The following is a 22140-nucleotide window of genomic DNA, read 5'->3' as shown; positions in this document are numbered from 1 at the left end:
CAATGAGCTGGGATTTTGAGACTGACCCGGAATTCGCGGCCCAGCTCGATTGGATATCCGCCTTTGTACGTGACGAAGTGGAGCCGCTGGATCATATCCTCGACAATCCCTTTGACGTGAAAAACCCGCGAAATCGCGAACTCGTTCTGCCGTTGCAAGCCGAGGTGAAGAAGCGCGGGCTGTGGGCCTGTCACCTTGGGCCTGAACTGGGAGGACAGGGATTTGGCCAGGTCAAGCTGGCGCTGATGAACGAAATTCTGGGCGTTGGGCGGTTCGCTCCACTGGTTTTCGGATCGCAAGCGCCCGACTCGGGCAACGCGGAAATTCTGGCGCGCTTCGGTACCCTCGCGCAAAAGGCGCGCTATCTTGAGCCGCTGCTAGAAAATGAGATCGTCTCCTGCTTTTCGATGACGGAACCGCAGGGCGGCGCCGATCCCTTGCAGATCGCCACGACGGCGGCTCGTGACGGTGAATCCTGGATCATCAATGGCGAAAAATGGTTTTCGACCAATGCAAAAACCGCCGAATTCTTCATCGTCATGGCCAAAAGCGAATTCGACGCGCCGCCCCACCAAAGCATCTCCACGATCATCGTCCCTGCCGAAACGCCGGGAATCGAAATCGTCCGAAGCGTGGGCTATGGCACGCTTCCGGCAACCCATGGCTATGTTCGATATCATGATGTCCGGGTGCCGTTCGACCATATGCTCGGTGACCCGGGGCAAGGATTTTTCGTCGCGCAGACGCGGCTTGGCGGGGGGCGCATCCACCATGCGATGCGCACCATCGCCAAGGCACGGCGCGCGCTGGAATTCATGCAGCGTCGCGCGGTGTCGCGCACGACCAAGGGCAGTCTTCTCGCGCACAAGCAACTCGTTCAGGAAAAGATAGCCGAAAGCTGGATTCAGCTTACCCAGTTCCGTCTCCTGGTGCTGCACACCGCCTGGCTGATCGACAAGCATCAGGACTATAAGGCCGTTCGCAAGGACATCGCCGCGGTGAAGGCTGCCATGCCCCGGGTTCTGCACGACATTGCTTCGCGCGCGCTGCATCTCCACGGCGCAATCGGCGTGTCGCACGAGATGCCCTTCGCCCAGTGGCTTCTCGAATCCTATGGCATGGGACTTGCTGATGGTCCGACTGAGGTGCACCTGCTTACAATTGCAAAGGAACTGGTGCGCGGTATCGAACCCGACCCGATCTTCCCCGATTATCACCTGCCGCGCGCGGCGGCGGCCGCACGCGGCAAATACCCGGAAAGCCGTCGGTGAATGTTGAAGGGCATGCCGCGCTCGTCACTGGGGGCGCCTCGGGCCTCGGGCGCGCAACGGCCGAGCTATTAGCCAAGCGCGGGGCGAAGATCGTGATTGTGGACTTGCCACAATCAGCGGGTCAAGACGTCGCGAAGGCGTTGGGCGGTGTTTTTGTCCCCGCCGACGTGACGGACGAAGCGCAGATGCGTACCGCCCTCGACGCGGCCGATTCGCTGGGCGCTCTGCGCGCCGTCGTGCATTGCGCCGGCCGCGGCGCGACATTGCGTGTTCTCGATCGCGATGGAATGGCCGCTTCGCTCGAAATTTATGAATCAATCGTGCGCATCAATCTGACGGGTACTTTTAATGTTTTGCGTCTGGCCGCAGAACGGATGGCAAAGGTCGAACCAGTGGACGGCGAACGCGGCGCATTGGTGTTAACCGCATCGATTGCAGCTTACGAAGGCCAGATCGGGCAAATTCCATACGCATCGTCCAAGGCCGGCATCGTCGGGATGACGCTGGTCGCGGCGCGCGACCTGGCACAAAGATTGATTCGCGTGGCGGCGATCGCGCCCGGGATCTTCGATACGCCGATCCTCGACCGTTTGCCAATTGAAATCAAAGACAAGTTAGGCGCCGCTGTTCCTCATCCAGCACGGTTGGGCAGGGCCCAGGAATTTGCGGCTCTCGCGGTGCATATTGTCGAAAATGCGATGATCAATGGTGAGACCATCCGTCTCGATGGCGCTGTTCGAATGCCGCCCCGCTGACATGATAGAACAGACCGTTTTCGTCGCAACGCTGGCCTCGACCGCTCCGGCGCTTCATCCGGACAAAAATTACGCTCGTACCAATCCGTTGGAATGGACGAGGAAGTCACGAGATGAGTGAAAATAGTCGCGCGATTTGTCCTGCCGTCGGACGCTTGCGACTGGCTATTTCACAACCAAAAAATCTTGCAACCATTAGGAGGCCTGCATGAGCGATACGAGTGAGCTTCTGACCGCAAGCGCCACGCGGCTATTCGAAACGCGTCTCACCGAGGAGGCAGTGCGTGCTAGCCGTCGCGGCGATTTCACCGCAGACGGGTGGGCCGCGGTTGAGGACGCAGGATTGCCGCTAGCTCTTCTATCCGAAGGGGAGGGCGGCTATGGCATCGCCATGGCAGAGGCACTCGATCTGGTGCGGATTAGCGGTTATTTCGGGTCGCCGCTGCCGCTCGCAGAGACCATGCTCGCCAACCTGTTTCTCGCGCGCGCTGGCTTGCCCCTGGCCGAGGGACCGGCGACGATCGCGTCGTTTGATTGCGCGGGCAAAGCGCAGCAAGTGCCCTGGGCTCGCCACGCGCAGACTATCGTCGGCATCCGGGAAGGAACAATAGTCCGCTTGTCGGCGGATCAGCTTTCGGTCAGGCCTGATTTCAGCGCCTGCGGACTGCCGCGCGATGCGGTGTTTCTCGTCCATTCTGACGCCGAGGCAACGGCGCCGTCGCCGATGGACGTGCGCGAAGCCGGCGCGTTAGCACGCATTCTCGAAATGGCCGGCGCTTTGCGCCGTGTCGCCGAATTGACACTTGCCTACGCAAATGAGCGAGTGCAGTTCGGCCGTCCGATAGCCAAGCAGCAGGCGATACAGCAGCAACTGGCAACTCTGGCGAGCCAGGCGGCCGCGGCGGACGCCGCTGCGGATTTTGCGGCGCTGGCATTTGGAGGCGGGCATGCGTCGTCCGCCATCGCTGCTGCGAAAAGCCGGGCGGGAGAGGCGGTTGGGATCGGCGCGGCAATCGCGCATCAGGTTCACGGCGCCATCGGCTTCACCGAGGAGCATCGCCTGCACCTTTATACCCGTGCCTTGTGGGCGTGGCGCGACGAATTCGGAAACGAAGCCTATTGGGAAACGCAGCTGGGGGACACGGTGCTATCAGCCGGGGCAGACGCTTTCTGGCCACACCTGACCGGCATCCAAGTCCATGCGACGGAGGCATAAGATGCGATTGAAATTTCCTCCCGCACCGCAGTCGAACGCGGCCGAGGAACTCCGCGCGGAGGTGCGTGCATTTCTTGCAGAGGAACTGGCCGGTGTTTCTGCCCTGATAAAGGCGCGATCATGGAATGGTTTCGATGCCGCGTTCTCACGAAAAGTGGGCGAGCGGGGTTGGATCGGCATGACTTGGCCCAAACGCTATGGCGGGCACGAGCGCCGCAATTCGGAACGTTATGTAGTACTGGAGGAAATGCTGTCTGCCGGCGCCCCCGTCGCAGCGCATTGGATTGCGGATCGTCAATCTGGTCCACTGTTGCTCAAATTCGGTACTGAAGAGCAGAAACAGACAGTCCTGCCGCGAATCGCCGCAGGTGAGGGCTTCGCCTGCATCGGCATGAGCGAGCCCGATGCGGGTTCTGACCTCGCGTCGATCCGCACCCGCGCGGAACTCATTGACGGCGGCTTCCGCATCAATGGCACGAAATTATGGACCACGCTGGCTCATCATGCGCACTACATGGTTCTTTTTTGCCGGACGAGCGGGACACCGGCGGATCGGCACAACGGTACGAGCCAATTGCTGATCGACCTGTCGGCCCCGGGGATCACGATCCGCCCGATCGTCGACCTAGCTGGGGAACATCATTTTAATGAGGTCCACTTCGAGGATGTGCAGGTCCCCGATACAGCGTTGATCGGCACGATGGGTCAGGGGTGGCATCAGGTGATGAGTGAATTGGCCTACGAGCGCAGCGGACCGGAGCGATATCTTTCCTCGATGGCGCTGTTGGTCGAATTGATCCGGGCGCTCGGTTCATCGCCTGCCCGTGAGGCCAGGATCGCGATTGGTCGTCTGTCCGCTCATCTGCTTGTGCTGCGTCATATGTCCCGCTCGGTGGCATGGATGCTCGAAAAGGGGGAGGATGCGGCGCTGCACGCTACAATCGTCAAAGATCTCGGCGCTTTATTCGAACAGGAAATTCCCGACGTCGCTCGGCGGCTGGTCAGTGCCGAGCCAGACGATCCGGCAACACAGAGTTTTTGCACGGTCCTCGCTTATACCGTCGCCAATGTACCTGCCTTTTCGCTTCGTGGCGGCACCCGCGAAATTTTGCGTGGCATTATCGCGCGCGGGCTGGGCCTACGTTAGCTGTTCGCCGTTTCTTCCCAAGTTTCGGCACGGTCGATGTCGGAGCGTAGCGATCTTGCCGCAATGTAGAAGAACACTGCCGCAACCGGGAACAGCACACTGAGCGAGGCCAGAGTATAGCGCACTGCCTGGTCTCCATACGACACCGCCAGAACATCGTTGAAAATCCCAACGACCAGCGGGGCGGTTCCAGCGCCGATTGCCGTCACCACAACATGTTTGATTGCAACCGCGATGCTGCGCATGTGAGGCGGTACAAGCATCTGGACCGTCGATGCCACAGAGCCCTGGGTGGACACCGACACGAAAGCGAGAAGGCTGCCACCCAACCACGCCAGCGCGCCGTTTTGGGACAGGAAGGTGAGGCACGCGAGAGGCGCCGAGACAAGCGAGGAGATCGCCACGATCCACAGTGGCCAGCGCACATCCCGCCTGTCCATACGCTGCGCGAGCGTGCCGATAACGGACAGGCCAATTGCACCAATGACGCCGATGACAAGTGCCATGATCATGCCGATCTGAGCCGGCGGAAATTTATAGATACGCCCGATGAAGATGGCGGTCCACATGGCAATCCCGGCGCTGGCGAAAGCCCAGATGGCGTTGGCCAGAGTAAGATAGCGATAGGTTGCCTGCGACCAGAGAAAGCGGGCGCTGACCTTTAGGGGCACGACGTTGGTCCCTAACCGCGACGCCCGCACGTGCGACGTCGCCGCGTTGTTCTGGGGCAAGACGAAATAGGCGGCAAAAGCCAGCAGAACGCCGGGTAGCCCTACGACGACAAACGTCAAACGCCAGCCCAGCCATTGGCCTAGAAAGCCGCCGAGCAGAAAGCCGCAGGTCGTGCCGATGCTTTGGCTGAAATAGAGCCAGCTCATCGCCGAAGTCAGTTGCGAGCGACCATAGATATCACCCACCATCGCCTGGGATGCGGGCACATTGCCGGCCTCGCCGATCGCTATGCCCATCCGCAGGATGATCAACAACAGAAAACCTGGTGCGAGGCCGGATAGCGCCGTCATCATCGAGAAGGCTGCGAGGCACCATACTATGACCAAACGTCGGCTTATGCGGTCGGATACGACCGCCAAAGGAAGCGCGCAGAATGCGTAAAGCAAGAAGAATGATGGCCCCGTGAGTATGCCGAGCTGTGTGTCGCTCAGCTGAAAACTCCGTTTTATCTGTTCGAGGAGGAGAGGCAGGATTTGCCGGTCGACCGAACTCATGGCCGTACCGAGGATCAGGATAAGCAATATCCAGCGGCGCCCCCGCGCGGAAATGGCCGTGGCCGGTGCGCTTTCGGCGCCGACGGTGTCCGCCCGATTCGACGTTTCATTGACTGGGTTCATGACGACGACGCGCGCCGCCGCGTTTGCTGATCGCGTTTCATCCAAGCATCCTCTCGATTTGGCCGCCACTAAAAAACAGAACAAGCTGACCGTCAAGAGCAATCGCCTTATGGCGCGAATTTGCTGTTGCGGTATTTCTAAGGACATGGGGATAGCGAATTAAAACTGGGCAACTCTGGATGGAATCCCTGCGTAAGCTATCGTGAACCGAGTTAGAAAAAAGCAATCATATCTGCTTTTTTACTTTTGCTTTCATCGCAGCAGTGTTAGGGTGGCCCCGCCGGGAAACATCGGCATGTGAACGGTCGGGAGAGGCTAGGCAATCGCGGGCGGACGTTTCGACGCCGACCTGTTGTGTGCTCTTCACTCCCTCTGCCCGTTCGCCTGATTCCACTGGGAGGGAAGGAACAGTTATGATTACGACGCGAAGTCTGCTCGGAGCTTTGTTGCTCACGACCGCCGCTTCCCCGTTTTCAGCCGTTGCCGTGCATGCGCAAGAGGCGCTCAATACCGCATCGGCGAGCGATCCGAGCGGTGTGGGCATTGACGATATTGTCGTGACTGCGGAACGGCGCGAGACAAGGCTGCAGGAGACGCCGATCGCGGTGTCCGTCGTCGGTGGCGATGCCTTGCAAAGCAAAAATATCACCAGCGTGACCGACCTCGCGGGCGAACTGCCGAACGTCAATATCAATAGCCAGGCTGGCATGACAACGATCGCGGTGCGCGGGCTTGGCTTGCAGTCGACGCGGCCGGCCGATGATCCGCGCGTCGCATTTTACGTCGATGAGGTTTATGTTCCGCGGCCGTTCGCGCAATCTGCTGCGCTTTTCGATATCGAGCGCGTCGAGGTCGCTCGCGGTCCGCAGGGAACGCTGTTCGGTCGCAACGCAACGGGCGGCGCCTTCAGTGTCGCCAGTCGCGCGCCGACGACCAGCCTGTCGGGCTATGCGAATATCACGGTAGGCAACTATGGTTTGATCCAGGCCGACGGTGCGATCAGCGGTCCCGTGTCGGATACGGTGACCGTGCGCCTGGCAGGCCAGAAGGTGGATCGGGGAGGGTTCGGTAAGAACCTGTTTACCGGAAAGGACGTCAACGACTTCAATGTCTTTTCGACGCGCGGCACGGTACAGTGGGAACCGAGCGCGATCTTCCGCGCCAAGCTGATCGGGTATTACAGCCGTGAGGATGACGCGGCCTATGTGCCGCATATATTCGGCACCGTGACTCCAGGCGCGTTGCTGGCCGGGCAGGTACAGGGCAGCCAGACGATTATTGGCAATTTCCGTGATGTCGCCACCGACATCACGCCGACGAACGACACCAAGCTCTTTGGGGTGACCGGCAACTTCGAGCTGGACGTGTCGGACACCATTTCACTGAAAACGATCATGGCCTATCAGAAGAGCGAACATTCCTCGGTTTACGACACCGACGGCACAACATCCTATCTGAACAATGTTTTCTTGAACGAAATTTCCGATGCCTATTCGGCCGAATTTCAGGTGAACGGCGATTTCGATCGGTTCAAATTTACTGCCGGCCTTTATTGGTTCTACGAGGATGAATTTGCCGAGAATCGCGCCGTTTTAAACGCCGCGCTTTTCGGTCGTCCGTTCCAGCCGGTTCAGGGGATCTGGTCTTTCGCGACGCTGAAAACCGACGCTTGGGCGGCGTTTGCACAAGGGACATATGATTTGACCGACCGGTTGTCGATTACGGCCGGTATCCGGTACAGCGACGAAACCCGCCGCGCGCTTAATGACTCGCGGCAGAGCGACTTTGTGCGGCCCTTCCCGCCCCTGTTGCCGATCATTAATGCAGCGGGTTTTCCGCGGAATCTGAAAGTCGGATTCACCTCGGTTGATCCGAAGGTGTCGCTAAATTACAAGCTCACCGACGATATTTTCGCCTACGCCTCGTTCACCACCGGATTCAAGAGCGGCGGCTTCAACTATGGCAGCGTCGGCAACCCGTTTCTGCCGGAAAATATCGAGGCTTATGAGGCGGGCCTAAAGACGTCGTGGTTCGACAATCGACTCATCGCCAATTTCAGCCTGTTCCGTTACGATTACACGAACATTCAGACGCAAGTGCAGTTCTTCACCCCAGTGACATCGCTTGTCGTGCTCAACGCAGCGGGTGCGCGAAATCAGGGGCTTGAAGTGGAGATAACGGCTGCGCCGGCGCAAGGCCTTCGCCTCGACGCGTCCTTGTCGCTGCTCGATGCGGAATATACCGAATTCATTACCGGCGATGGCTCGCGGCCGGCGCTGGGCCTGCTCGACCTGAAGGGTTTCACGATCCCGCAATCGCCCGATTACATGATCAATCTGGGTGCCGCATATACGCTTCCGGTCGGGGACGGGGATCTGACCCTTCGCGGTGAATATCGGCGTACCGGACGGACATATTACACGCCGTTCAACCTGGACCGCGATTCGCAGGCGCCGCATGACATCGCGAATGCCTTCCTAACCTATGACAGCGATCGCTGGACGGCCGGCCTATGGGTACGCAACCTGACCGACAAATTCGTCAAGCAGGGCCTGTCGCTCGGATCGGGCCTGCTTGGCGGCGGCGGCGGCTATTCGACCGGGTCGATCGCGCCGCCTCGCACCTATGGCGCGACATTCGGCGTCAAATTCTGATTTGCCGGGCGGCGGGCCGCCGAGACCCGCCGCTCAACATATTACGAAGGAGAGACGAGATGGCAGTCGAATTTAATCCGATTCGTGTGGAGTTTCCCGTGACCGTGCATGGGCGTGCCCACACGCTCGTTGCCCGAGTGGTGCTGCCGGAGCCCGAAGCGGCCGCCCGCCTCTCGCGTCCGGTCTGGTTCTTCTGCATGCATGGCGCCACCGTCGATTGGCGTTACTGGTGCACACGCGTCGAAGGCTATGGCGACGAATATGATTCCAGCGCCTTTTTCGCCGCGCGGGGATTCGGGACGGTGGCGATCGATGTCTTTACCGTTGGCGAAAGTCCCTATGATGGCGACGCGCGCGAAATCAGCTGGGACGACCTTGCCTCCGTTCATCATCAGGCGGTGACGCAGCTGCGCGACCGCCTGGCGCGCGGCGAACTGGTCGAGGGGTTCGCCCCGGTCGCCAATGCCGCTGTCCTGGGAATCGGACATTCGAACGGGGTGCCGCTGGCCGTAATTCAGCAAAGCCGGCACGGCAGCTTCGAAGCTATCGCGCCGATGGCTCTGTCGGTCGGACCGTTCGGCGGATTCGGTGCCCGCATTTCGTTCGAGGAAGGTGGGCGTCCGCCGGTCGGCAGCGATGTCATGATCAATGCGCACGGCATGGTACAATTGCCGCGGCGCAAAACCCGCTTCCCGAACCATCTCGATGATGTTCCGCAGGACGTTGTCGATGCCAAAACCAACCTGTCTTTCCCGCCCTGCTCGATGGAAATGGTGACCGGCACACCCGCGATGCCGCATGCGGCCGAGGTCGAATGTCCGGTGTTCATCGCCTTTGGAGAGATCGACACGACCGACGACCTGATGGGCGAGCGCCGATATTACAGCAAGGCGGAAGACGTCACCGTTTGGATCCAGCCGGGCATGGCCCATTATCATAATTTCGCCGGGACGCGAAAAGAGTTGTGGCTGGCATTGAGCATCTGGGCGCAGACGCGGGCCAATGCGGCTTCGGGCGAAGCGCAGGATGCGCTAAGTGCCTCGGCCGGTCAGGCGGCAGCCGCCTGACCGGCTTGGCGGTCGCCGCTTCGGCGATAAGCGTGAATCAGCGTTTTCAGGCCGCGACGGGCATTGCGAGACCATCCGCGATGGGATGCAGTGATGCATCCCGGAAATCCATGAAACACCACCCCCGACGCAAGGAGCGGATCATGAAACGTCTCGACGGCAAGGTTGCCATCATTACCGGAGGAGCCGGTGCGATCGGGAGCGCGACGGTCGAACGGTTTGTCGCGGAGGGCGCGCGCGTCGCTGTCGCTGACAATCGCATCGAATTGGCCCGCGATGTTGCGTCCCGTTTCGGGGACAAGGCTTTTGCGGTCCATCTCGACGCGGCCGATGCGGATTCGGTGAAGCAGGCCATCGATGTCTCGGTTGCCCATTTCGATGACGGTCTGGACATCCTTTTCAATACGATCGCGCTGACAACAAGCGAGTTCATGCGCAAGGATACGACGGCTGTCGATGTCCCGCTGGAGGTTTGGGACCAGGCCATGCGCGTGAATGCGACGGGCCTGTTCCTCGCCTGCCGGTTCGCCATACCCTATATGATCGCGAGGGGCGGAGGATCGATCATCAACACCTCGGCCGGCTCGGCGCTGGCCGGGGATCTCACCCGGATCGCCTATGGATCGTCCAAGGCCGCGGTCATCGCGATGAGCGAACATATCGCCGTGCAATACGGCCGCGATGGCATCCGCTGCAATATCATCTGCCCCGGAGTGATTTTCACCGAAGAGCGCAGTAAGCCTATCGCCGATCTGATCGAGACGATGAAGGAGCATATCCTGACGCCGCGGTTCGGACGGCCGCCCGACATGGCCGCGCTCGCAACCTATTTCGCCGCCGATGAATCTGCGTATGTTACGGGCCAGACAATCTGTTGTGACGGCGGCCAGCTTATTCATCAACCGCATGTCGCCGATACGCGCAAGCTGATCGCGAGAGGCGTTCCGGGCTGATGGAGCTGCGTTCGATCGAACAGCGGCTGGCTGCCTTGTGCGACAAGCAGGAACTGCTCGAGCTGAATCTGCGCTATTGTCGCGCCGTCGATCGATGCGACCTCGACCTCCTCCTGTCGTGCTTCCACGATGACGCCATCGACGATCATGGGACCTTCAAGGGATCGCCGGCGGATGTTTTTCCGGGGATACTTGATCGGATGCGAACGATGCCGCCCGCGCAGCATATTCTCGACAACGCGCTGTTCACCCTCGATGGCGATATCGCCTGGGGCGAACTGTACATGTCGGTGCGCCTTTCGGACGCTGACGCGGGATCGCTGCCCGATTCCTTTGGTCGGAATCTCGACCGTTACGAACGGCGCGACGGAGAATGGCGGATTGCCGAGCGCCGCGTGATTATCGAACGCTTTTTTCCCGATCGCGATGTCGATCGCACGAAATTCCTCACCGGCCGCAAGGACCGGCAAGATCCTTCCTATCAGATGAGGCAATGAACCATGACCACCGCCATCGACCGCCTTGCACCCGATGAAGCCGCCGTCCTGACTCTGGTTGAAGCGGTCGTGACGTGCATCGACCGTCACGACTTCATCACGCTCGAGGGATTATACGCCGACACACTGGTTCGCGATTATACCTCGCTCAACGGCGGAAAGCCGGAGGTCACGACAAATGTGGCATTGATGACGCGCTGGGCAAAGCATCTGCCGGGATTTGACCGAACCCGACATTCGCTGTCGAACCGCGTCGCGACGGTTTCCGGTGACACCGCCGTGGTCGATGTCGATGTCGTCGCCGATCACTGGATCGATGACCTGCTGTGGACCGTGCGCGGCCGTCATATCTATCAGCTGGGCCGCGCCGGTGGCGCATGGAAAGTGACAGGCCAGACCTTTGTGTTGCAGGGCGAAGAGGGGAGCCGCGACGCGGCAAAACGCGCCGGCGCTGCGGCCGCGCTTCGCCCTAACGCCTATATCCTTCGGCAGCAGGCACGGGCCGCGGTGATGCAGTTGCTGACCGGCTTTGAAGACAAGGACATGGATCGCGTCAACAGCGTCTGGGCCGACGATGCGGTGCAGGAAATGCCTTATGCGCCCGAAGGCTTTTCCAAAGCCGTGGTTGGACGCGAGGCGCTGGTTAAAAATTACGCACCGTTTCCGACGAAATGCGAACGGGCCAGGATGACCGATGGCATTTGCTTTCACGACACACAGGATCCGTCGACGGTGGTCGTAGAATATACCGGCCATGTAAAATGGGTAGGCAAGGACGAGCCCTATATCCAGAATTATATCGCCGTTTTTGAAGTCGATAAGGGCAAGATCAAGCTGTTTCGCCAATATTTCGATTCAATTCTGTTCGACGCCGCGGTGGGCAAGCGAAAAAGCTGAAGCCGAAAATCGTTCGATCGTCGCTGTCACGGCGCCGGATTATTGCCAGCGAAATATGCGCCGCAGATTCGCCCCTAGAATAAGCCGCTTTTCGGCGTCTCCGATTTCGCAAGACTCGGTCATGTAGCGGACGCTTTCGTCATAGGTGACCACGCCGGTCACCCGCGTCCAGTCCGAACCCCACATCAGCCTTTCGGTGCCATAGGCACCCATGATGGCATGGAGTGCGGGCCAGATATCGGGGTACGGAAAGTCCATCATCGAAAGCGTCGGCGCGCCGGTGAGCTTGACCGCGACGTTGGGCCGGCTTGCAAGCGCGAGCAATTCGGGCAGGCGCTGGAACCGATCGTCATCGGCTTCCTGCAGGGGCGGCTGCTTCATCCCCAGATGATCGATGACGAACTGAAGATCGGGGAAACGCTCGGCGATCGGCCCCAGCATCGGCAGCGATCCCGATATGTTCATGCAAATCGGGACGCCATGGTCCTGCGCTGCCGCGAACAACCGGTCGTGGGCGCCTCCCTCGATACGCGCGCGCAAGGTTTCGCTGACCGCCAGTATGCGCAGCCCCAGCGTCAGCGGGTTATCGCTCCATAACGCCACCGCATCGTCGACGTCGTCGCGTGACGGGTCGATACGGCCAACCACCCTGAAGCGATCAGGATATCGGCCGGCGGCGGCCAGCGAATACCCATCATCCCAGCCATAATGCGATGTGGCGACAAGGATGGTCGCATCCACGCCGACAGTATCCATCGCGGCAATCATCGTTTCGCCGTCGCAATGCGAATCATGCTTGGCGATTTTCGCGGCCATTTCCGGGGACATATTGCCCCACGCCGCGCCAAAGTTCGCATCCCAGGGCCATTCAGGCGAATCCTTGGAGCCCACGATATGTACCTGGGCATCAATGATTTCCATGTCGTCCTCCGTTCGTCTGGCTCGAGCGGCTATTCGATGCCGGTGATGCGGATGCCGGAACCCGGCACCTTGTAACGACGATTGAGGGCAATCAGGACAGAGGTTAACGCTTCTGCAGCGGCGGAATTCGCCAGTGGCCCCGAATGCCATCCCTTCATTCCCGCATCGTTCACGAGCGCAATGACCTGATCTGCGTCATCGGCGTCGTCGGCGCTGACCAGCACGTCACAGTCCATCACATGATCAAGGTCGCGCAGATGATGCGCCGAAATATTCTGAAAGGCGGCGACCACCGTGACCATGTCGCCCAGCCGTTCTTGCAGCGCCACAGCGGCGGAGCCTCCTTCGGGAAGCTGGACAACCGAAACGCGGGGGGGCTTGAGCGGCGCGGTGACATCGACAAGGATCTTGCCGGCCAGTTCGGTGGCGACTTCCATGGCCGTTTCCTGCTGCGCGGCATAGGGCACGGTCAGCACCACCAGATCGGCGGCCGCGGCCGCGGCGCCATTGGTCATGCCGCTTATCGGCCCGGTTGCCAGTTCGGCGTTCAGTTCCGATGCCGCCGCTTCGGCGCGCTCGGCAGAGCGGCTGCCGATTAGCACGCGGTGGCCTGCGTAACCCCACCGAAGCGCCAGTCCGCTTCCCTCTTTGCCGGCGCCGCCGAGGATTGCGATCGTGCGCGGATTGGGGGTCATACGATAGTCTCCGGCTGAACGGCCGCACGCTTGCGGACGGGATTTAAAACGATCGGGGAAAGCGCGGGGGCACCTAGTGCGCGCGCTGCGTGTCGGCGCGATACCGACCCATATAGGGTCGTGCGTTGGCGCGGCGTCCGCCCGATGGACCGGATCAGCGCCTCCATCCGGGCAGGACTCATTTCCTGTCCATGGGTCGCGCCAGCGGCCGCAGAGATGCTTTCGTTCATCAATGTTCCGCCAAGGTCGTTGGCACCGGCATTGAGGCAGGCGCGGGCGCCGTCCGGGCCGAGTTTGACCCACGAAACCTGGATATTGGGAATGAGCGGGTGCAATGCCAGACGCGCAACCGCGTGCACCAGGATCGCTTCGCGCGCGGTTGGGCCACGCCGTGCCTTGCCTTGTCGATAGAGCGGGGCTTCGTCATGAACGAAGGGCAGCGGAACGAACTCCGTGAACCCGCCGGTTGCAGCCTGCAGCGCCCGAATATGCAGCAGGTGCCGCGCCCAATGGACGGGGGCGTCGAGATGGCCGAACATCATCGTGGCGGTGGTGCGCAGGCCTGCACGATGCGCCGCGGCTACCGTATCGAGCCACAAGCCCGTCGTGAGCTTGTCGGGACAGAGCGCAGCACGAACCTCGTCATCCAGAATTTCGGCAGCCGTTCCCGGTAGGCTGCCCAGTCCGGCATCGCGCAACCGCACCAAATAGTCGGCGACCGGCAGGCCCAGCGTTTCCGCGCCATGATTGACCTCCAGCGGGGAAAAAGCATGGACGTGAAGGCCGGGCGCGGCCTCGCGTACCGTCTTGAGCAACTGCAAATAGGTGTCGCCGGTGTAGGACGGGTGGATACCCCCCTGCATGCACACTTCGGTCCCGCCGCGCGCCCAGGCCTCTGCCGCGCGGCGCCCGACTTCGGCAAGATCAAGGTCATAGGGCGAGCCGCGGAGCGACGTTCGCCCGCGGCCCTTGGAAAAGGCGCAAAAGCTGCACGCATATTGGCAGACGTTGGTATAGTTGATGTTGCGGGTCACGACATAGGTCACGGTGTCGCCACAGGTCCGCGCGCGCAAAGCATCCGCCGCATCGCAAACCTGGTCGAATTCCCGGCCGCGCGCGCTGAACAGCGCGATCAGCGCGGCCTCGTTGGGTGCGGTGCCATCAGTGATCGCCGCCAGAGCGTCGGTGACCGATTTGCGGACGCCGCTGTGGGCTACTCTTGCCGGCGCATTGAATGGCGTCTGGCTTCCCACGCTCCAGGCATCGGGGCGCGCCAGACCGTCCGCGTCGGCCTGATGCAATACGGCGGGGCGCATGGCCGGATCGATCCAGAGCTCGGCACGCTTCGCATAAGCGGGATAGATGGTCATCCGTTTCGTCAATATTCTGCCCGCCGCTTCGCTGTCATGGCGAAGTCGGTCGCGTTCGGGCCACGGCGCTTCGGGATTTACGTGATCGGGCGTCACTGGCGAGACACCGCCCCAGTCGTTGATCCCGGCATCGAGCAGTCGGCCAAGCGTCCCCGGACTAAGGTTCGGAGGCGCCTGAATCGACATGTCAGGGCCAAAGATCAAGCGCGCCGATGCGATCGTCCATAGCAAGTCCTCAAGGCTCGGCTCCGGCGCGTCCGCCATTCGCGTGCCGGGCTTGGCGCGAAAGTTCTGGACGATGATTTCCTGAATATGGCCATAGCGCGCGTGGAGTGAGCGAAGCGCAAAAAGTGCATCAAGCCGCTCGCTGCGCGTTTCGCCGATGCCGATGAGAATGCCGCTGGTGAAGGGAATATGCGCCCGTCCGGCATCGGCAATTGTCGCCAGCCGGGCGGCGGGATGCTTGTCGGGCGATCCATAGTGCGGTCCACCACGCTCGCAAAGGCGCGACGACAGTGATTCCAGCATAAGCCCCTGTGATGCAGAAACGGCCCGTAGTCCGAGCATTTCCTCATAGCTCACCACGCCGGCATTGACATGCGGCAGCAGGCCCGTCTGCTCGACTACGAGGCGGCACGCCGCCATCAGATAGTCGATCGTCGTAGTATAGCCCAGCGCATTCAATTCATCACGTGCCGCCGCGAAGCGGCGTTCGGGCTTGTCGCCGAGCGTGAACAATGCCTCGCGACAATCGAGATCGCGTCCCTCTTCGGCGATGGAAAGTATCTCGTCGGGCGTCAGATAATTTCTTTGTCCCTTTCGTGGCGGATGCGCGAATGTGCAATAATGACAGACATTTCGGCACAGTTTGGTCAGCGGAATAAAGACCTTTGGGGAATAGGTCTGGATTGACCCATGACCAAATTCTCGCAACCGATCTGATTTTTGGAGCAGCGGCGGCAGTTCGCTCTCGAGAAGTTCGGCGCGAAGATCGGCGACGGTCGGTTCGAGAAATGAAGCCCGATCTTGAGGATTTACCCGCATCGCCGACTACCCCATCGGGACGCGTTTGAATTCATACATATGATTATCATAGAACCGTTTTGCCATTCCTTCGCATATTTGGCAAGGTGGCAATATAACTCGGTTGAGAAACGACGCGATCTAGCAGGACGCGGAAACGCTCGGCTTGCGGGATCGGCGCCATGAATGGAGCGCTGTCGTCCGCCGGCTCAATGCCACAGCACGATCTCGTCCATCAGCGCGGGGTGGCGCGCTTCCACGTAGCGAGCGTAATCAACCATGTGTTCGCGCATCAGCCGTTCTGCGCGCGCGCCGTCACCAGCCGAAATGGCGTCGGCGATATTGTCATGAGCATCGACGACGTCGCCTCTCCGCTCGGGCGGGAACAACAGGCCAGAAACGCGATCGTGGAAGATATCCTCCATGGCATGACTGATCAGATTGAGTATGCGGTTGCCCGACATCGACGCGACCATGCGATGGAATGTTTCGCTAGACCGGAGATAGGCGCTGTCGTCCCCCGTTTCGGTCTTGGTTTCGGAAAGCTGCTGTAGCATCTTGACCGGACGCCTCTCTGCGGCCAGTCGCGCCATCATCGGTTCAAGAACAAGTCGGGCATCAATGACCTCACGGAATGTCATTCCGCCCGCTTGAAAAAACATCGTTGCCATGCGCCCGAAGTCGCCGGTTGTGGTGCCCACGACAACCGGCCCGCCGCCCGGGCCCGCCTTTATCCGGATAATTCCGTGGATTTCCAGAATCCGTAGTGCCTCGCGAAGCGAACCGCGACCAACGTCGAAATCTTCCAGCATCTGCGCCTCACCCGGCAACTGGTTCCCAGGCTTCAACCCGCCCTCGCAGATTTGCGTCAGTATCTCGCGGGCAACCGCCTCCGCAATTTTCGATCCCCGTTTCTTATTCGTCGTCATTATGAATCCATTCCCCTGCGGCAATCGCATTACGATCAGATGCTTTTGAATTCCATGCAAGCGAAACCGCTTGCGGTCGAATCCGACCCTTGGAATGCCACAGTTGCAATGCCGCCGTCTGCTAGGGAAAACGATCAATCATGATGATTTCTCGTAAGCGAATAATCAGAAAATCCACCTATTTTGCAAATTGGACGGATCGAAGAACGCGTTATTGGCGCGCAGAGCGGTCCACTGAGCGTTGAACCTGGTGAGCGGTGGTTCGGGTTTCCGGTTTGTCGGCACCCCAGGCCCTTTTCGCGGTCTGCTCAGGTAGCGTTGATGCGTTCGAGGTATAGGAAGCGCCTGATATTGTAGACGAGGTTGGCAAGACCGATCTTCGTCTCTGCCCTTTTGATGCCGTCAGTGCGAACGAACAGGCCCATGCGCGATTTCTGATCGGCGAACACATGCTCGACGCGGGATCGGATCACGGATTTTCTGGCATTGGAACGCCGGGTCCGAGGCGGCATGTCGCGATGCGGCGGCTTCTTGTGATGGACCCTGGAGACGAAGCCATAGCGCTCCATGAAGCGCTCATTTGCTCTTGGGCGATAGGCGGTATCTGCCCAGACATCTGAACCGGTGTTGCTGCGGTCGAGCAGCCCCTCTCGCAAGTGAGCGCCACCATGCGCGCTGGCGTCGGTTGCTTTCCAGCATCGGATCAGCCGGAACCGGCGATTGATGGATATGTGATTCTTGTAACCGAATGCCGGGATGGCCAGGTCCATCGTCGGCATCGAGCCGTCATCCCTCGGCTTCGCTTTGGTGAACTTCAGCGTCCAGCGGGCGTCACGATCCTTGTGACAGAGCTTCGCCGGCTTGTCCTTCCAGTGCTCCGGGATGCGACCGGCCTTGATCGCAGCCTTTTCGGCACTGGTGTTGCGTTGGCGCGGCGCGGCTACCAGTGAAGCGTCGAGGATCTGCCCTGACATCGCGATATAGCCCGCGCCCCGCAGCATCGCATCGAACCGCTCGAACAGCGTTGCGATCGCCCCGACCTTCGTCAGCCGTTCGCGGAACAGCCAGATCGTCTTGGCGTCGGGAACGCGATCCGACAGCCCCAGACCCAGAAAGCGCATGAATGAAAGCCGGTCGTTGATCAGATATTCCATACGTTCATCCGAAAGAGTGTTGATCGTCTGGATCACCAGCACCTTGAACATCAGCACCGGATCGATCGGCGGGCGCCCACCCTTGCGGCCATCCGAATAAGCGAGCGCCCGTTCCAGATCAGGCCGGAACTGCTCAAGGTCCACCGCACGGGAAAAGCCTTCCAGTTGATCCCCAAGGTCACTCAGCCGGGAAAGCCGATCCTCAACATCGAAAAATCCCCGCTGATCCAAGCCATGCTCCCTCTCCAATCCGTCAGATCGGTAGAATCAGATCATTGCGCCCAGCGCCATAGGTTTTTCGAACCATCCAATTTATTGACCTTCCAATAAGAACTTGACGGTCATTTGTGATTGTAATCTAAGGAGCCGCTAAAATGTCGCGTCCGATGATCCGCAAAGGCGGAAAAGGAAACCCTTTCAAAGCAGTGGAGTAATCGATGCCTGAAAAAGTCGGCCTATTTATCATCTTCTGGGCCGCACCTGACAAAGCGAGGGCGCTAATGGAGGAAGTCCAATCTATGGCCGAAGTAGTCAACCGCGAGAGGGGAACTTTGGTTTATGCCTTTCACAAGGTTTCCAGCGAACGTGGGGAAGGCGTTGCGGTTTATGAACTCTATGAAAACGCCGACGCACAGCGTATTCATGGCGAATCTGACGCTATCAATGCCTTGCGGGGTCGGCTTCCCGAGTTGCTGGGGGCACCTCCCGAGCGATACCAGCTTATTCCTGTAACAGGCGCGAAGGGACTGCCTTTCTGACAATGTCGAAAAATGAGACAAGAAAACTGCGGACCCACGGTGTGACCCGACAAGCTATCAAAAGCGCGACCACGCGGGCTAGGATAATCGATGCTACCGTGCGCTGTCTTGTCAAATATGGATATGCGCGCACTACCACTTTGAAGGTTGCTGAGGAAGCCGACGTTTCACGCGGCGCGATGATGCATCACTTCGAGAATGCTGCGGCGCTGATATATGCGACGGCGGAGGAACTGCATCAGCGCCGCCTCAAGTCGCACGTGCGCCGCGCGAAGGAATTCGACCACCAGCAGACTTCCAAGATCGTCCATCAGAGCTGGGACCAGTTCACGTCGCCTAACTTCACCGCATTTCTCGAATTGGCGATGGCGGCGCGCACCGATCAGAATCTCGCATCGATATTGTTGCCGCTCCAGCGCGAATATTCCGAACGCTGGTATCGTCAAGCTATTGAACTTTATCCGGAATGGGAAGACGCAACAGAAGAGTTTGATCTTGCCTTTTCGCTGTCGCAGATAACGCTGCAGGGCATGGCTCTAGCGCTCGTCACCGAAAGCATGAGCCAGAAAATGATCGAACCCGTCCTCAGAAACCTAGAAAAACAGATCTTGAATCTCCGCGCGACTAGCGCAGCCCGACGCGCCGATCCTCCAGCCTCGCCAAACATTGAGCCGGCAACTGTCGCAGTCTCCAGAAAATCATCTCGCGATAAAACTTGATGTCGCCAGCTCGTGGTGCCGTCGAAGTGGTGAGCTGGATTTTCTGACCGTGAAACTTAAGTGACGTTGCTCTGCCACCTGAATTTTGGACTAATTGCGGTTAGAGTTTTTGGCCTTAAAGAATGCGAATTCTGACCTATCGCAACAGGATTTCATTTCCGTCGCAGGATCGGCGACGAGTGGATATATATGAGCGGGCCGGTCCCCACGTGCACTATGGCTACGGCAGGCTTGAGCCGCTGCTTTCTGCTCGCGCCCAGCCGAATCCGGTTAGCCGCAGCACCATTGGCATGGCAGATCTAGGCGTCGCTTGGTGTCGCGCTCCACCTTATGCCGTTCACCCCCACAAACAGGACAGAGGCACCGCCGCCAGATTGTCGCCGATCTGCGGGCCTGTCAGAAGTTTTGTGCGCGAGTGAGGATCAGCGTGCAATAGGCACCCCCTTCGTGGGGTGATCGGCGTGCAAAAAGGACCCCTTCATCCCGGGGATTTAGGTGGCCGACTGGTTTTGATCAGTTGGCGAGAACGGGATGTTGATAGTGGAGACAGTGGTTCGGATTCGGCGTGAGCATGCAGCGGGTAAGGCGATCAAGGCGATCGCGCGCGATCTTCGGTTGTCGCGGAAGGTAGTCCGCAAGGCGATCCGGTCGCCGGACGCGGCATTCAACTATCAGCGCAAAGTCCAGCCGCTGCCGCGGATCGGCCCCTACCAGGACCGGCTCGATGTGCTGCTCGAGGAGAACGAGGGCCGCGGCCGCCGCGATCGGCTGCGGATGACGCGTATCCATGACCTGCTGGTGCGCGAGGGGTTCGAAGGGTCTTATGATGCGGTGCGCCGCTATGCGGCGCGTTGGCGTGCTGCGCGGCGGAAGGATGCGGGCGAAGGCGCACCGGCGTTCATCCCGATGACCTTCCAGCCCGGCGAGGCCTACCAGTTCGACTGGAGCCACGAGGATGTAGAGATCGCCGGCAAGCCGATGCGGGTGAAGGTGGCGCATGTTCGCCTCTGCGCCTCGCGTGCACCCTATGTCCGGGCCTATCCGCGCGAGGGTCAGGAGATGCTGTTCGACGCTCATGCGCGGGCGTTCGCTTTCTTCGGCGGTGTGCNGAGATCGCCGGCAAGCCGATGCGGGTGAAGGTGGCGCATGTTCGCCTCTGCGCCTCGCGTGCACCCTATGTCCGGGCCTATCCGCGCGAGGGTCAGGAGATGCTGTTCGACGCTCATGCGCGGGCGTTCGCTTTCTTCGGCGGTGTGCCGCGACGCGGCATCTACGATAATATGAAGACGGCGGTGACGGCCGTGTTCACCGGCAAGGAGCGTGTGTTCAACCGCCGCTTCCTGATCATGACCGATCATTACATGGTCGAGCCGACCGCCTGCTCGCCGGCGGCGGGATGGGAGAAGGGCCAGGTCGNGCAAGGAGCGTGTGTTCAACCGCCGCTTCCTGATCATGACCGATCATTACATGGTCGAGCCGACCGCCTGCTCGCCGGCGGCGGGATGGGAGAAGGGCCAGGTCGAGCAGCAGGTCCAGACGATCCGAGGCCGCTTCTTCCAGCCGCGGCTCCGGTTCGCCAGCCTCGCCGAGCTCAACGGGTGGCTGGAGGCCGAGTGCCGACGCTGGGCCGAGCATCATGCCCATCCCGAACGCGGGGATATTACCGTCGCCGAGGCGTTGGATATGGAGCGACCGGCGCTGCAGCCGATCCTGGCGCCGTTCGACGGCTTCCATGAGAGCGAGCATGCGGTCACCGGCACCTGCCTCATCAGCTTCGATCGTAACCGCTACTCGGTCATGTCGACGGCCGCACGCCGGACCGTCCAGGTGCGCGCCTATGCCGATCGCATCGTCATACGTTGCGGCGAGGCGATCGTCGGGGAGCATGAGCGCCACTTCGGTCGGAACCGCACCATATACGATCCCTGGCATTATCTGCCGGTCCTCGCGCACAAGCCCGGCGCGCTGCGTAACGGCGCCCCGTTCCAGGACTGGGATCTGCCGCCCGCGCTGCATCGATTACGGCGAAGGCTCGGTACCGGGGACGAGGCGGATCGCAGGTTCGTGCGGGTCCTCTCGGCGGTGCTCACCGATGGCCTGGAACCGGTTGAGGCTGCCGTGCGCGAAGCGCTGGCAAGCGGCACGGCCAGCGACGAGCTGATCCTCAACATCCTCTCCCGGCGCCGCGAGCCGGCGATGCCCCACAGCATCGTTACCTCGGAAGACCGGATGCTGCGGCATCCTCCGCTTGCCGACTGCGCGCGCTATGATCTGCTGCGAGGCTATGATGCAGCGGCATGATATGATCGGCACGATGCGCGGCCTCGGGCTCAAGGGCATGGCGGCTGCGTTCGACGAGGCCGTCACCACCGGCCTCCAGCGCAAGCGCACCACCATGGAGATACTGACCGATCTGCTTCGCGCCGAGGCGACCCACCGGGATGCCGCTTCCATCCGTTATCGCATGACGGCCGCCAGGCTGCCCGTGGTGAAGGACCTGGAGCGGTTCAGCTTCGAGGGCACGCCGATCAATGAGGAGCTGATCCGCTCCCTTCATGACGGTTCCTTCCTCCCGCCTCGCCGCAATATCGTGCTGGTCGGCGGCACGGGGACAGGAAAGACCCACCTCGCCATCGCGATCACCGCCAATGTCGTGCGAAGGGGCGCTCGCGCCCGCTACTTCAACACCGTCGATCTGGTGACACGCCTCGAAGAGGAGACCCGGATCGGCAAGGGCGGGACCCTGGCGGCGCAGCTGTCGCGGC

General features: G+C 60.4%; 17 protein-coding genes and 3 pseudogenes. 14 read left to right on the top strand and 6 right to left on the bottom strand.

All coding sequences use genetic code 11. From position 1 onward, the window contains the following. Positions 1 to 2 precede the first annotated feature (2 nt). From CD928_RS14045 to CD928_RS14030, 4 genes are all read left to right on the top strand, one after another. Positions 3 to 1271, top strand: coding sequence for an acyl-CoA dehydrogenase family protein (locus CD928_RS14045; RefSeq protein ID WP_095387719.1), 1269 nt, complete (start codon positions 3 to 5; stop codon positions 1269 to 1271). Next, complete coding sequence (locus CD928_RS14040; RefSeq protein WP_095387718.1) at positions 1268 to 2026, top strand: SDR family NAD(P)-dependent oxidoreductase; 759 nt, start codon at positions 1268 to 1270, stop codon at positions 2024 to 2026. The genes CD928_RS14045 and CD928_RS14040 overlap by 4 nt, the downstream gene beginning before the upstream one ends. Before the next feature lie 208 nt (positions 2027 to 2234). Then, a complete protein-coding gene (locus tag CD928_RS14035; protein WP_095387717.1) occupies positions 2235 to 3242 on the top strand; it encodes an acyl-CoA dehydrogenase family protein in 1008 nt (335 codons plus the stop codon). 1 nt (position 3243) lies between these two features. Continuing rightward, positions 3244 to 4389, top strand: coding sequence for an acyl-CoA dehydrogenase family protein (locus CD928_RS14030; RefSeq protein ID WP_095387716.1), 1146 nt, complete (start codon positions 3244 to 3246; stop codon positions 4387 to 4389). Here CD928_RS14030 and CD928_RS14025 read toward each other — a convergent pair. Continuing rightward, on the bottom strand, positions 4386 to 5834 hold the full coding sequence (locus CD928_RS14025) for an MFS transporter (protein WP_176473585.1): 1449 nt from the start codon (positions 5832 to 5834) through the stop codon (positions 4386 to 4388). The genes CD928_RS14030 and CD928_RS14025 overlap by 4 nt on opposite strands. A 317-nt stretch (positions 5835 to 6151) precedes the next feature. Between CD928_RS14025 and CD928_RS14020 the strand changes: the two genes are divergently transcribed. The 4 genes from CD928_RS14020 to CD928_RS14000 all read left to right on the top strand — a co-directional run bounded on the left by CD928_RS14020 (position 6152) and on the right by CD928_RS14000 (position 11806). After that, positions 6152 to 8392: a TonB-dependent receptor gene (locus CD928_RS14020; RefSeq protein WP_095387714.1), complete on the top strand. Its 2241-nt coding sequence runs from the start codon at positions 6152 to 6154 to the stop codon at positions 8390 to 8392. A 1210-nt stretch (positions 8393 to 9602) separates the two neighbouring features. Next, positions 9603 to 10412 (top strand): SDR family NAD(P)-dependent oxidoreductase, encoded by an 810-nt coding sequence (locus CD928_RS14010; RefSeq protein WP_095387712.1) that lies wholly within the window; start codon positions 9603 to 9605, stop codon positions 10410 to 10412. After that, positions 10412 to 10909, top strand: coding sequence for a nuclear transport factor 2 family protein (locus CD928_RS14005; RefSeq protein ID WP_095387711.1), 498 nt, complete (start codon positions 10412 to 10414; stop codon positions 10907 to 10909). The genes CD928_RS14010 and CD928_RS14005 overlap by 1 nt, the downstream gene beginning before the upstream one ends. Positions 10910 to 10912: 3 nt before the next feature. Next, a complete protein-coding gene (locus CD928_RS14000; RefSeq protein WP_095387710.1) occupies positions 10913 to 11806 on the top strand; it encodes a nuclear transport factor 2 family protein in 894 nt (297 codons plus the stop codon). Between the two features lie 39 nt (positions 11807 to 11845). Here the strand turns inward: CD928_RS14000 and CD928_RS13995 are convergent, their stop codons facing one another. The 5 genes from CD928_RS13995 to CD928_RS13975 all read right to left on the bottom strand — a co-directional run bounded on the left by CD928_RS13995 (position 11846) and on the right by CD928_RS13975 (position 18129). Next, positions 11846 to 12727, bottom strand: coding sequence for an amidohydrolase (locus tag CD928_RS13995; protein WP_095387709.1), 882 nt, complete (start codon positions 12725 to 12727; stop codon positions 11846 to 11848). 29 nt (positions 12728 to 12756) lie between these two features. After that, positions 12757 to 13422, bottom strand: coding sequence for an NADPH-dependent F420 reductase (npdG, locus tag CD928_RS13990; RefSeq protein WP_095387708.1), 666 nt, complete (start codon positions 13420 to 13422; stop codon positions 12757 to 12759). After that, on the bottom strand, positions 13419 to 15836 hold the full coding sequence (cofH, locus tag CD928_RS13985) for a 5-amino-6-(D-ribitylamino)uracil--L-tyrosine 4-hydroxyphenyl transferase CofH (protein WP_095387707.1): 2418 nt from the start codon (positions 15834 to 15836) through the stop codon (positions 13419 to 13421). Before cofH ends, npdG begins: the two co-directional genes overlap by 4 nt. A gap of 188 nt (positions 15837 to 16024) precedes the next feature. After that, positions 16025 to 16744 carry a FadR/GntR family transcriptional regulator gene (locus CD928_RS13980; protein WP_217983766.1) on the bottom strand — a complete coding sequence of 240 codons (720 nt, stop codon included), beginning with the start codon at positions 16742 to 16744 and terminating at the stop codon, positions 16025 to 16027. 308 nt (positions 16745 to 17052) lie between these two features. Continuing rightward, positions 17053 to 18129: an IS5 family transposase gene (locus CD928_RS13975; RefSeq protein ID WP_095387705.1), complete on the bottom strand. Its 1077-nt coding sequence runs from the start codon at positions 18127 to 18129 to the stop codon at positions 17053 to 17055. Positions 18130 to 18335: 206 nt separating this feature from the next. On the opposite strand from CD928_RS13975, the gene CD928_RS13970 reads away from it, so the two are divergent. The 6 genes and pseudogenes from CD928_RS13970 to CD928_RS13945 all read left to right on the top strand — a co-directional run. Next, a complete protein-coding gene (locus tag CD928_RS13970) occupies positions 18336 to 18656 on the top strand; it encodes a putative quinol monooxygenase (protein WP_095387704.1) in 321 nt (106 codons plus the stop codon). A 2-nt stretch (positions 18657 to 18658) separates the two neighbouring features. Then, entirely contained in the window at positions 18659 to 19375 is a 717-nt protein-coding gene (locus tag CD928_RS13965) for a TetR/AcrR family transcriptional regulator (RefSeq protein ID WP_095387703.1), read from the top strand. Between the two features lie 531 nt (positions 19376 to 19906). Further along, positions 19907 to 20482 (top strand): annotated as a pseudogene (istA, locus tag CD928_RS13960) (IS21 family transposase); the annotation flags it as partial. A 26-nt stretch (positions 20483 to 20508) separates the two neighbouring features. Further along, positions 20509 to 20790, top strand: a pseudogene (locus CD928_RS13955) (IS21 family transposase); the annotation flags it as partial. Positions 20791 to 20794: 4 nt separating this feature from the next. Then, positions 20795 to 21676, top strand: a pseudogene (locus CD928_RS13950) (IS21 family transposase); the annotation flags it as partial. Beyond that, positions 21663 to 22140: ATP-binding protein (locus CD928_RS13945; protein WP_095387702.1), on the top strand; the 478-nt coding region annotated here is incomplete at its 3' end. The pseudogene CD928_RS13950 and the gene CD928_RS13945, both read left to right, overlap by 14 nt.

This window comes from Sphingopyxis sp. GW247-27LB (genome assembly GCF_002277025.1).
GTDB lineage: Bacteria > Pseudomonadota > Alphaproteobacteria > Sphingomonadales > Sphingomonadaceae > Sphingopyxis.
The sequence above is the reverse complement of the archived record's forward strand: the minus strand, read 5'-3'. Positions and strand labels throughout refer to the sequence as shown.